Genomic DNA, 11,959 nt, shown 5'->3' with positions numbered 1-11,959 from the left:
CTACCCGGGCGGGTCCTCCACGGAGGGCTCGCCCAGCTCCGCCAGCGCCCGCCGGGCCTCCGCCGCCCGCAGCGGGGAGAAGTACGGGTTGACCATCAGCGCCTCCCGCAGATGCCGGCGCGCGGGCCCGTGCCGCTCCAGCGCCCGCTCGATCATGCCCTGGTGGAACAGGTACGGGGCGCTGCGCACCCCGCCGTGCTCGCCGTCCGTCGCGATCTCCGCGAACCGCAGCGCCTCCTCGTGGTCACCGGTCCGGTGCAGCGCCCAGCCCAGCGCGTCGGCCACCGCGATCGCCGGCTGCCGCTCCCACTCGGACTCCAGCCGCTCCACGGCCGCCTCCGCGTCCCCGTGGTCCGCCTCGAACCGCCCCATCACCAGGTCCTCGTCCGCCCCCGCCGCCTCGGCGCGCCGCACCCGCTCCCGCACCAGGTCGTACTGGACCCGCGCCGGCTGCCCCAGCCCCAGCGACTGGTACAGCTCGCCCAGCTCCAGCGCGTACTGCGGGCACGGCCGCTCGGCCAGCGCGGCCCGGTAGGCGGTCAGCGCCTCCGTCGTCCGCCCCAGCGCCGCCAGGGCCCTGCCCTCCCCAGCCCGCGCGGCCCGCTCGTCGGGGTCGGTGCGCAGCGCCTCCCGGAAGTACCGCAGCGCTCCCTCGCGGTCCCCGCGCTCGAACGCCAGCCGCCCGGCCTGCTCCAGGTACGCCGCCCGCTCGGCCGGCGCCCCGGCGGCGGCCGCCGCGTCGGAGATCTGCGCCGCCGCGTCCTCCCGCCAGCCCCGGTCCCGGTAGACGGCGGCGGCCCGCGCCCGCACGGCGGGCAGGCCCGGACGCAGCTTTCTCATCCGGTCCAGGGCCTTCCCCACGGCCTCGTGGTCACCGAGCCCGGTGTACGCGTCGATCAGCACCGCCTGCGTCGTCCACCGCTTCGGCGCCAGCTTCAGCGCGCTCTCGCCCCACTTCTCCGCCGCGGCGAAGTCCCGCCGCTCCACCGCGAGCGCCGCCAGCGACTCCAGGGCCTGCGGATCGCTCCGCGCACCCACCTTCAGCGACGTACGCAGCGCCTTCTCCGCCTTCGGCCAGTTCGCGGCGTCCGCGGTCCGCCGGCCCTGCTCCACGTAGGCCGCGCCCAGCAGTGCCCACGACGGCGCGTCCAGCGGATGCGCCCGCAGATGCTTCTCCCGGTCACCGATCAGCGCCGCGAGGTCCCCCAGCGCGGCCGGTGCCCCACCGGTGACCGCACCGCGCGCCAGCACCGCCGGGCCGGGCGCGGGCGGGGGAGCGGAGCCCCGTTCCCCCGGCAGCAGCACCAGCACCCCGCCGAGGACCACGCAGCCGGCGGCGGAGGCGATCAGCACCCGGTGCACGCGCCGCTTCCGCGGACCCGGCAGGACGCTCGACGTCTGGAAGTCCATGGCGCTCACTGTGCGCCAGTACGACGAGCACACCGGCACAGGCGAAGGGTGCCGTCGACGGGGTTCACACCGATGGCCCCGGGTGCGACGCTGTGATCATGAGCCGTATCGAAGCGCCTCGCGACGAAGACGACGCAGCCACGGCGGTCACCGGCACCCTCGTCGACCGGCTGCTCGCCGGCCTGCCCGCCGAGGCCGTCCTCACCGACCCCGACGTCACGGCCTCGTACGCCAACGACATGGCGAGCTTCTGCCCGGCCGGCGCCCCCGCCGTGGTCGTCCTGCCGCGCACCGTGGAGGAGGTGCAGCACGTCATGCGGACCGCGACGGCGCTGCGCGTCCCCGTCGTCCCGCAGGGCGCCCGCACCGGCCTGTCCGGCGGCGCCAACGCCACCGACGGCTGCGTGGTCCTCTCCCTGACCAAGATGGACCGCATCCTGGAGATCAGCCCGGTCGACCGCGTCGCCGTCGTCGAACCGGGCGTCGTCAACGCCACGCTCTCCCGCGCGGTCGGCGAGCACGGGCTGTACTACCCGCCCGACCCCTCCAGCTGGGAGATGTGCACGATCGGCGGCAACATCGGCACCGCCTCCGGCGGCCTGTGCTGCGTCAAGTACGGGGTGACCGCCGAGTACGTCCTCGGCCTGGACGTCGTCCTCGCCGACGGCCGCCTGATGTCCACGGGCCGCCGCACCGCCAAGGGCGTCGCCGGATACGACCTCACCCGCCTGTTCGTCGGCTCCGAGGGCTCCCTCGGCATCGTCGTCCGGGCCGTCCTCGCGCTGCGGCCCGAGCCGCCCGAGCAGCTCGTGCTGGCCGCCGAGTTCGCCTCCGCGTCCGCCGCCTGCGACGCGATCTGCCGGATCATGGAGGGCGGACACGTCCCGTCCCTCCTCGAACTGATGGACCGTACGACCGTCAAGGCGGTCAACGACCTCGCCCACATGGGTCTGCCGGAGACCACCGAGGCCCTCCTGCTCGCCGCCTTCGACACCGCCGACCCGGCCGCCGACCTGGCCGCCGTCGGCGCGCTGTGCGAGGCCGCCGGCGCCACGCAGGTGGTCCCCGCCGACGACGTGGCCGAGTCCGAACTGCTCCTCCAGGCCCGGCGCCTGTCCCTCACGGCCCTGGAGGCGGTGAAGGGCACGACGATGATCGACGACGTGTGCGTGCCGCGCTCCCGGCTCGGCGACATGCTGGAGGGCATCGAACGCGTCGCCGCGAAGTACGACCTCACCATCGGCGTCTGCTGCCACGCGGGCGACGGCAACACCCACCCCACCGTCTGCTTCGACGCGGCGGACCCGGACGAGTCGCGGCGCGCCCGTGAGTCCTTCGACGAGATCATGGCCCTCGGACTGGAACTCGGCGGCACCATCACCGGCGAGCACGGTGTGGGCGTGCTGAAGAAGGAGTGGCTGGCGCGCGAGATCGGCCCGGTGGGACTGGAGATGCAGCGGGCCGTCAAACAGGTCTTCGACCCGCTCGGCATCCTCAACCCGGGCAAGCTGTTCTGACGTCCCGACCGGGCTACCGGGCGAGCAGCTCGGCCAGCCCGTCGTCCAGACCGAGCCGCGCGCCCTCGGTGCCCGGCGGCACCGCCCGCAGGGTCCGCTCCAGCCAGGCCGACACCTGCGCCGACGGCGCCTCCAGCAGGGCGTCTCCGTCCGGGCTGCTCAGTGCCATCAGGACGACGCCGCGGCCGTCGGCCTTGACCGGCCACACCCGCACGTCCCCGTGCCCGCACGGCCGGAACACCCCCTCCACCAGGAGTTCGCGGGCGAACGTCCACCGCACCGGGTGGTCGGAGTCGATGTGGAAGGCGACGTGCACGGCGTAGGGGTCGTCGGCGAGGTAGGTGAGCCTGGCCGCGACCGGGACGCTGTCCTCGGGCGACAGGACGAGCCTCAGCTCCAGCTCGCGCTCCACGACGGTGGTGTGCATGGCGGATGGGTCCTCTCTCGTACGGTCCGTCACGGGCCGCCCGGAGCGGGCCCGTACGAGGGAGAGCGGCCTCGGCCGCGGGCGTTACGCGGGTTCGCGGAACTTTTCTCCGGTGTCCTCCCCACGCCGCCGGACCGCTCGTGCGCGTGAAGGTCCGTGCACGAGGTTGCCCGGAAAGGGGTGGGTACGGCGGGACTGGCCGTACGGGTTGCGTCCGTCTGATAGATGTGGAGGCCCCCCGAACCATCCCCGAGCAGATACCGGACGACGGACATGAGCGCCCCAACCCCGGCCCCCGGTGACGACAGGCCCCGCGAAGGGTATTACCCGGACCCGTCCATTCCTGGATACGTCCGGTACTGGAACGGTGCCTCATGGGTGGCCGGTACCAGCCGGCCGGCGCCCAAGGACGGTGAGCCGCTCGCACCGCCGCCCGGCGTGCGGCCCGCGGCGCCCGCGGTGGCCTCCGTGGAGGAGACCGGGCCGCACTTCTTCGACGAGGACCCGGCCGAGGAGCCGCCCGCCGGTGCCGCGGCACAGCACGGCAGCCGTCCGGAGCCCGCCGCCGCCTGGGGCGACGGCCGGGCGGGGCAGCCCGGGAGCGGGCGCGCCGCGTGGCCCGACGCCCAGGGGGCCGACCCGAGGGTGCCGCACGCACGGTCCGGGCCCGGCGGCGGGGCGGGGGCGGGGGCCTCCGGCCGGTCACCCGCGGACTCGGCGCTCCCGGCCCAGACCGGGCCCACCGGCACCGCACCGGCGCACGGACCCTCCCCGACCGACCGGCCCGCCACCGGGTCCGCCGGTTCCCGCCAGGGCTACGGGGCTGCCGGTGCCGGGCAGGCGTACGGGGACGCAGGTTCCGCCGCCTCCGCGGCCGGGGCCGCCGGTGCAGCGGCGTTCGGGGATTCGGCTGCCGGTCAGGGCGCCGGTGACGGCTCCGCCGACGGGCGCGTCGCCCGGTCCGACGGCCCGTCCGGGGCCGCCGGAGCCCAGGCGGGCGGCGCACCCGCCGACGCGGAGGGCGGAGCCGGCAGCACCTTCGTCTTCCGCCGCCCGACGGCCGGCCCGCAGGCCGCCCCCGCGGCCGACGAGGGCACCATCACCTTCCGCGCCGTCCCGCCGCGCGCGGCGACCGGCACCCCCGACGCACCCGCCACGGGCGGCCCCGGCTTCGCCGCGGGCAAGGCCGCCGCCCGGGCCGCCGTCCAGGGCACGGCGGGCCCCCAGCAGGCTCCCGCGGCCGGCCCGACGGCGCTCTCCGGTCCGCAGCACGCGGGCGGCCCGGCAGGGCCCGGCGTCCCCCGGCAGACCGCCGCTCCCCAGCCCCGCCCCGTCCAGTCCCAGCCGCAGCCCGCCGCCTCGGCCCCGGTCGCCGTCGGTCCCGGCGGAGGGCAGTCCTCCTGGGCGCAGCAGGTGCACCAGCTCGCCGGGGCGGGCGGGGACGAGCAGCCCGTCGCGCCCTGGAAGCCGCCCGTCGACGACGTGTTCCAGGCCGCCGCCCGGCGCCAGGCCGCGGCCCGCCCCGCCGGGCTCGGCAAGCGGCTGGCCGCCCGGCTGATCGACACCGTCGTCCTGGCGGGCGTCACCGCCGTGGCGGCCGTACCCCTCGGCACCAAGGCGATCGACCACGTCAACGACAAGATCGACGCGGCGAAGCTCTCCGGCGAGACCGTCACCGTCTGGCTGCTCGACGGCACGACGGGCACGTACCTGGGCATCGTGCTGGCCGTCCTGCTGCTCTTCGGCGTCGTCTACGAGACGCTGCCCACCGCCAAGTGGGGCCGCACCCTGGGCAAGAAGCTGCTGGGTCTCGAGGTGCGGGACATCGAGGCCCACGAACCCCCGTCCTTCGGCGCCGCGCTGCGCCGCTGGCTGGTCTACAGCGTCCCCGGCCTCCTCGCCGTCGGGATCGTCGGCGTCGCGTGGTGCCTGTTCGACCGGCCGTGGCACCAGTGCTGGCACGACAAGGCGGCCGGCACGTTCGTCGCGGGGTAGCTCGCCGGGCGGGGGCCGTGGGGGCGTCCGTCGCGCGGTCGGGCGCGGGTGCGTCGTGGTGGCTCGCGCAGTTCCCCGCGCCCCTTGAGGTAGGTGCGCTGAACGCCCTTGAAAGGGGCGCGGGGAACTGCGCGACCGGCCCCCACGCACCCGCACCCGCCGAAGAGACCCGCGCCCCCACCCCGAACGGCCCACCCCCGTCCGCCGAACGTCGCACCCCCGTCCACCGGACGGCCCCTCGCCGGATGCGCCGGAAAAGTGCCCGGTATCCACTCGGGCCATGAGCAGCGAACCGCCCAACGGCCCCGGCGGGCAGCCGCCCGAGGACGACCCGTTCAGGAAGCCGCCCCCACCCCCCGGTCCGGGCCCGGGCGGCTCGGGCTCGCCGTACGACAACCCTCCGCCGTACGGAGGCGGCGAACCTCCGCCCCCCGGCGGCGGCCCGGGCGGAGGGGGTCCTTACGGCGGCGGCGGGGGTCCTTACGGCGGTGACCCCTACGGCGGCGGTTCCTACCCCTCCGACCCGCTGGCCGGCATGCCGCCGCTCGCGGACAGCGGCCGCCGCACCCTCGCCCGCATCATCGACATGATCCTCGTGGGCATCGTGGTCTGGCTGCTCAGCTGGGCGTTCGACGTCCAGGAGTACCAGGTCGACGGCGACCAGGTCTCGGCCGGCAAGTCCTTCGGGCAGTCGCTGATCGCCGCCGTGCTCTACGTCGCCTACGACACCTACATGATCGCCCGCAACGGTCAGACGCTCGGCAAGAAGTGGCTCGGCATGCGGGTGGCCAACCTGGACAACGGCGCCACGCCCTCCGTGCAGACCTCGCTGATCCGGGCCCTCGTGCTGTGGATCCCGTTCGCGTTCTGCTGCGCCTGCGTGTGGACGATCATCGCGGGCGGCTGGAGCTTCTTCGACAAGCCGTTCAAGCAGGGCCTGCACGACAAGGCGGCCAAGACGGTGGAGGTCAGCACCCGTTGAGGGCCGCCGGGTCCGCGGTCAGGCGGCCCGGCCCCGCACCGTCTCGCCGGCCCCCGCGTGGACCCGGGAGGCGGCCGGCACCGGTTCCTCGGCCGCGGCGGGCCGCACCGCGGAGACCGGGCGGGTCCTCGGCAGCGGAACCGTCATGGCGACCAGCAGGCCGAGGGCGAGGGCGGCGACGGCGACGACCGCGACTCCCGGACCCGAACTCGTCCGTGACAGCAGCAGCATGGCGAGCGTCGAGACGATCACGGTGCACGAACCGTAGACGAACTGGGCGGCAGTCGGACGGGGCATGGCCATCGTGTCCTCGGAAGGCAATCTGTGGGTAGGACCGGCTGTCGGCCTGGCTTTCCGCCGACCCCGGGCGTTCCGCCAAACGACTCTAACGGGCTGTGTGCCCGAGTGGAACAAACAGTAAGCGTGACCTGGCAGACAGGGCAGATGCACGGGGGGCGCACGGATTCATGGTGTCGGACACGGGACCCGTCCCACGCGCCCGCGGGCCGCGGACGGTGTCCGCAAAGCGAACCACGGCTCCGCATAGTGCACTTGTCCTGCTCAAGTCAAGGTCTGTCTTTTCGCGTGAACCTCTAGTCAAATGTCGTCACTTGACTACACGCGTTGATCACGTGTGCGCGGACTTTGCCATGTCCTGGGTCCCCCGATCCGCGCGCGTGCACGCGGGGGAGGAACTCAAGTGACCAGTAGATCCTGGACGTTCAGAACGGCGGCCACCGCCGTCGCGCTCGCCGCGGCGGGTGCCACGCTCTCCGCCGCCACCATGGCGTACGCGGACGCGCCCGTCCGCCCGGCGGCCTCGGAGGGCAACGACCCCCACCCGGCCAAGGGTATGGACTCGCACGACCTCGACGGCCCCCTCAGCAAGACCCAGGAGGCCCAGCGCCAGGAGGCGCTGAACCAGGTCATCGCCGGCAAGGCCTCGGTGAAGAAGAAGGACGGCTCCAACGTCGTCCAGCTCAAGAGCAAGAAGGGCGACGCCAAGTACGTCGAGCTGGGCCGGGAGAAGACCGACAAGATCTTCACCATCCTGGTCGAGTTCGGCGACAAGGTCGACAGCCGCTACGGCGGCGACGCCGGCCCGCTGCACAACCAGATAGCCAAGCCGAACCGCAGGACGGACAACTCCACGGCCTGGCAGGAGGACTACGACCAGCAGCACTTCCAGGACCTCTACTTCGGTTCCGGCACGGGCGTCAACTCCGTCAAGACGTACTACGAGAAGCAGTCCTCGGGCCGCTACTCGGTCGACGGCGAGGTGTCCGACTGGGTCAAGGTCCCCTACAACGAGGCCCGTTACGGCAACAACGCCTGCGGCGACACCAACTGCCCGAGCGTGTGGAACGTCGTCAGCGACGGCCTGAACGCCTGGGTCGCCCAGCAGAAGGCCGCCGGCCGCACCGACGCACAGATCAAGGCCGACGTCGCCCGCTTCGACGAGTGGGACCGCTACGACTTCGACGGCGACGGCGACTTCAACGAGCCCGACGGCTACATCGACCACTTCCAGATCGTCCACGCCGGCGAGGACGAGTCCGCGGGCGGCGGCGTCCAGGGCACCGACGCGATCTGGGCCCACCGCTGGTACGCCTTCGGCACCGACGCCGGCGCCACCGGCCCGTCCGAGAACAAGCTCGGCGGCGCGCAGATCGGCTCCACCGGCGTCTGGGTCGGCGACTACACCATCCAGCCGGAGAACGGCGGACTGGGCGTCTACGCCCACGAGTACGGCCACGACCTCGGCCTGCCGGACCACTACGACACCGCGGGCGGCGACAACTCCACCGGCTTCTGGACGCTCATGTCGTCCGGCTCCTGGCTCGGCACCGGCCGCAACGAGATCGGCGACCTGCCCGGCGACATGAACGCCTGGGACAAGCTCCAGCTCGGGTGGCTGAACTACGACACCGCCAAGGCGGGCGTCAACTCCTGGCACAAGCTGGGCGTGGCCGAGTACAACACCAAGCACAAGCAGGGCCTGGTCGTCGAGCTGCCGAAGAAGGAGGTCACCACCGAGATCGTTCCCCCCGCGCAGGGCCAGACCCAGTGGTGGAGCGGCAGCGGTGACGACCTCAAGAACACGCTGACCCGCAGCGTCGACCTCACCGGCAAGACGTCGGCCGCCCTCACCCTCGACGCCTGGTACGACATCGAGGCGAACTACGACTACCTCTACACCGAGGTGTCCACCGACGGCGGCGCCAACTGGACGGCCCTGGACGGCACGTTCGACGGCCGGCCGATCGAGCGCGACGGCAGCGACAAGCCGGCCCTGAGCGCCTCCGTCGACGCCTACGGCAAGCTCGTCTACCCGCTGGACGCGTACGCCGGCAAGAAGATCGACCTGCGCTTCCGCTACCAGACCGACGGCGGCCTGGCCATGAAGGGCTTCACCGCCGACGAGATCACGGTGACGGCCGACGGCGCGGTGCTCTTCTCCGACGACGCCGAGACGGCGGACGCCGCGTGGACCGCCAAGGGCTTCACCCGTCAGGGCGCGTCCTTCGCCAAGGACTACGCGCAGTACTACGTCGCCGAGAACCGGCAGTACGTGTCGTACGACAAGACGCTGAAGACCGGCCCGTACAACTTCGGCTTCACGGACCGTCCGGACTGGGTGGAGCACTACCCGTACCAGAACGGCCTGCTGATCTGGAAGTGGGACACCTCCCAGGCGGACAACAACACCAGCCAGCACCCCGGCACCGGCCTGGTCCTGCCGATCGACTCGCACCCGACCGCGATGACGTGGAAGGACGGCACCCTGCTGCGCAACCGCATCCAGGCGTACGACTCGCCGTTCAGCCTGTACCGCACGGACGCGATCACGCTGCACAAGGCGGACGTGGCCAAGTACTTCCCGGGCTCGAAGGGCGTCTCGGTCTTCAACGACCGCAAGAACACCTACTACGACCCGGCGAACCCGACCGGCGGTGTCAAGATCACTGACACCAACACGCAGATCAAGATCCTCAAGGAGGCCAAGGACGGCTCGACGATCGAGCTCGAGGTGGGCTCCGCAGGTAGGTAAATAGTATCTGCGCAGGTCAGCGCATGATCGGCGGCGACCCCCTGGCGGGTCGCCGCCGATCCGTGTTTAGGTGCGTCCTGTGGCTCTCTTATTGACACCGGAACCCGCACCGACCGACACGGGGGTATGACCGCATGGCCGCAGGAGGCTTCTGCAAGCTGCCGAACGGCACGGTGGTGGTGGCACTGAACCTGCCCAGCCCCGCCGCCGCCGAGGGCAGCGTGCGCGTGCTCGTCCACGCCCAGAACCGGGCGCGCGCCCTGACCAGGCTGCGCAACCTGGGCCTGCGCGCGGTCTACCTGCGGGGCAACGCCGCGCCGCCCACACCGGACGAGATCACGGCGGTCCTGCACCACCCCGACGGCCTGATATGGCGCACGGCTCCCGTGGGCGGCGACCTCGTCCAGGAGCTGTGGCACCCGATCCGGGCGCTGCTCAGGCGCCCGACGGCCACGCCCTAGGCGCGCCCCCTACTGGACGACGGGCTTGCCCGACAGCTCCACGCCCGCCCGCCGCAGCTCCTCCAGCGCCCGCTCGGTCGTCTCCGGGGCGACTCCGGCGGTCAGGTCGAGGAGCACCTGCGTGCGGAAGCCCTCCCGGGCGGCGTCCAGCGCGGTGGCCCGGACGCAGTGGTCGGTGGCGATGCCGACGACGTCGACCTCGTCGATCTGCCGGTCCCGCAGCCAGTCGGCGAGCGTCGCGCCGTTCTCGTCGGTGCCCTCGAAGCCGCTGTAGGCCGCCGAGTACGCCCCCTTGTCGAAGACGGCGTCGATGGCGCCGGAGGCGACGGCGGGGGCGAAGTTCGGGTGGAAGCCGACGCCCTCCGTGCCGGCCACGCAGTGCGCCGGCCAGGAGTGGACGTAGTCGGGGTTGTCGGCGAAGTGGCCGCCCGGCGCTATGTGGTGGTCGCGGGTGGCCACGACGTGGCGGTAGCCGGCGGGCGCCTGCCCGATCAGCTCGGTGATGGCGGCCGCCACGTCGGCACCGCCGGTCACGGCGAGGCTGCCTCCCTCGCAGAAGTCGTTCTGCACGTCTACGACGATCAAGGCGCGGCGCATGGTCGGTGTCCTTCGACTGGGGCGGCTACGGGGTCGGCGGGGGCAGGGGGGACGGTGCGGGGCGGACGGTGCGGGCCTTTTCGCGTCGCACCAGCATTAGCTACCCGAGCCCCCGTGGTGGTACTCCGTCGGAATGACGGGTTCCCCCCGGGAGAGCTGGGTCGCGGACAGCGGCAGGTTGGCGCGGGCGGCGGCGTGCCGGTCCCGGGCGACGTCCAGCGGCTCGCGGGCGACGACCTCGCCGTCCTCGACCAGCCGGACCAGGAGCTGCCGGTCGGCGAGGTCGGCGGGGACCGGCCCGGTGCCGACGACCTCGGCCTCGGCGTAGCCGTAGGAGTCCAGGCGCCGGGCGGCCCACTTGCGGCCGCCGATGGAGGTCTTGCCGCCGCTGGACTTCTTGGCCACCGGCACCAGCGGTGCCCCGGCGTCGCCGGACTCGGCGCGGGCGACGAGCTTGTAGACCATCGAGGCCGTGGGGTGCCCGGACCCGGTCACCAGCTGGGTGCCGACGCCGTACGCGTCCACCGGCGCCGCCGCCAGCGAGGCGATGGCGTACTCATCCAGGTCGGAGGTGACGACGATCTTCGTCTCGGTGGCGCCCAGCTCGTCGAGCTGCTGCCGCACCCGGTGCGCGACCAGCAGCAGGTCGCCGGAGTCGATGCGCACGGCGCCCAGCTCGGGCCCGGCCGCCTCCACGGCCGTGCGGACGGCCTCGGCGACGTCGTAGGTGTCCACGAGCAGCGTCGTGTCCCGGCCGAGGGCGTCCACCTGGGCGCGGAAGGCGTCGCGCTCGGTGTCGTGCAGCAGGGTGAAGGCGTGGGCGGAGGTGCCGACGGTGGGGATGTTGTAGCGGAACCCGGCGGCCAGGTCGGAGGTGGTCGCGAAGCCGCCGACGTAGGCGGAGCGGGCGGCGGCGACCGCGGCCAGCTCGTGGGTGCGGCGGGCGCCCATCTCGATCAGCGGCCGGTCACCGGCGGCGGACGCCATGCGGGAGGCGGCGGCGGCGATCGCCGAGTCGTGGTTGAGGATGGACAGGAGCACCGTCTCCAGGAGCACGCACTCGCCGAAGGTCCCCTCGACCCGCATGATCGGCGAGCCGGGGAAGTACACCTCGCCCTCCGGGTAGCCCCAGATGTCGCCGCTGAAGCGGTAGTCGGCGAGCCAGTCCAGGGTCTCGCCGTCGACGATGTCCTTCTCGCGCAGGAAGCGCAGGACACCGGCGTCGAAGCGGAAGTTCTCCACCGCGTCCAATACCCGTCCGGTGCCCGCCACGACGCCGTAGCGGCGCCCGTTCGGCAGTCGCCTGGTGAAGACCTCGAACACGCTCCGCCGTCCGGCCGTGCCCGCCTTCAGGGCGGCTCGGAGCATGGTCAGCTCGTACTGGTCCGTGAAGAGTGCCGTCGAGGGAACGTCCACCGGCAGCCCAAGGTCCGCTGTGTTCATGGCAGGATCGTACCCCCATTTCGTCAGTCTGACGATTTATGGGTGAGTGGCGCGGCGCACAGGCCGGTTTGTGCG

Annotated in this window: 10 protein-coding genes; 5 read left to right on the top strand and 5 right to left on the bottom strand. The window is 73.2% G+C overall.

The window, feature by feature from the left end; genetic code table 11:
• Complete coding sequence (locus ACGF3H_RS05470; RefSeq protein ID WP_362497268.1) at positions 1–1,410, bottom strand: tetratricopeptide repeat protein; 1,410 nt, start codon at positions 1,408–1,410, stop codon at positions 1–3.
• A gap of 92 nt (positions 1,411–1,502) precedes the next feature.
• Between ACGF3H_RS05470 and ACGF3H_RS05465 the strand changes: the two genes are divergently transcribed.
• Positions 1,503–2,927, top strand: coding sequence for an FAD-linked oxidase C-terminal domain-containing protein (locus ACGF3H_RS05465; RefSeq protein WP_362497265.1), 1,425 nt, complete (start codon positions 1,503–1,505; stop codon positions 2,925–2,927).
• 13 nt (positions 2,928–2,940) lie between these two features.
• Here ACGF3H_RS05465 and ACGF3H_RS05460 read toward each other — a convergent pair whose 3' ends face one another.
• Positions 2,941–3,354, bottom strand: coding sequence for an SsgA family sporulation/cell division regulator (locus ACGF3H_RS05460; protein WP_362497263.1), 414 nt, complete (start codon positions 3,352–3,354; stop codon positions 2,941–2,943).
• A 273-nt stretch (positions 3,355–3,627) separates the two neighbouring features.
• Between ACGF3H_RS05460 and ACGF3H_RS05455 the strand changes: the two genes are divergently transcribed.
• Positions 3,628–5,349 carry an RDD family protein gene (locus tag ACGF3H_RS05455; protein WP_362497260.1) on the top strand — a complete coding sequence of 574 codons (1,722 nt, stop codon included), beginning with the start codon at positions 3,628–3,630 and terminating at the stop codon, positions 5,347–5,349.
• A 280-nt stretch (positions 5,350–5,629) separates the two neighbouring features.
• Positions 5,630–6,331, top strand: a complete 702-nt coding sequence (locus ACGF3H_RS05450; protein WP_362497257.1) for an RDD family protein — start codon at positions 5,630–5,632, stop codon at positions 6,329–6,331.
• Between the two features lie 18 nt (positions 6,332–6,349).
• On the opposite strand, the gene ACGF3H_RS05445 is transcribed toward ACGF3H_RS05450, so the two are convergent.
• Positions 6,350–6,634: a hypothetical protein gene (locus ACGF3H_RS05445; protein WP_393582474.1), complete on the bottom strand. Its 285-nt coding sequence runs from the start codon at positions 6,632–6,634 to the stop codon at positions 6,350–6,352.
• A 397-nt stretch (positions 6,635–7,031) separates the two neighbouring features.
• Here ACGF3H_RS05445 and ACGF3H_RS05440 point away from each other — a divergent pair, with 397 nt between their 5' ends.
• Complete coding sequence (locus ACGF3H_RS05440) at positions 7,032–9,383, top strand: immune inhibitor A domain-containing protein (protein ID WP_362499098.1); 2,352 nt, start codon at positions 7,032–7,034, stop codon at positions 9,381–9,383.
• 134 nt (positions 9,384–9,517) lie between these two features.
• Positions 9,518–9,844: a hypothetical protein gene (locus tag ACGF3H_RS05435; RefSeq protein WP_362499095.1), complete on the top strand. Its 327-nt coding sequence runs from the start codon at positions 9,518–9,520 to the stop codon at positions 9,842–9,844.
• A gap of 9 nt (positions 9,845–9,853) precedes the next feature.
• Here ACGF3H_RS05435 and ACGF3H_RS05430 read toward each other — a convergent pair whose 3' ends face one another.
• Together ACGF3H_RS05430 and ACGF3H_RS05425 are read right to left on the bottom strand one after the other, a co-directional pair.
• Positions 9,854–10,441 (bottom strand): nicotinamidase, encoded by a 588-nt coding sequence (locus tag ACGF3H_RS05430; RefSeq protein WP_362499092.1) that lies wholly within the window; start codon positions 10,439–10,441, stop codon positions 9,854–9,856.
• A gap of 96 nt (positions 10,442–10,537) precedes the next feature.
• Positions 10,538–11,884 carry a nicotinate phosphoribosyltransferase gene (locus ACGF3H_RS05425; protein ID WP_362499089.1) on the bottom strand — a complete coding sequence of 449 codons (1,347 nt, stop codon included), beginning with the start codon at positions 11,882–11,884 and terminating at the stop codon, positions 10,538–10,540.
• Positions 11,885–11,959: the final 75 nt, after the last annotated feature.

Origin of the sequence: Streptomyces sp. NPDC048185 (assembly GCF_043202495.1) — a bacterium.
Taxonomy (GTDB): domain Bacteria; phylum Actinomycetota; class Actinomycetes; order Streptomycetales; family Streptomycetaceae; genus Streptomyces.
Note: the sequence above shows the minus strand (reverse complement) of the source record. Positions and strands in the feature narration are given on the sequence as shown.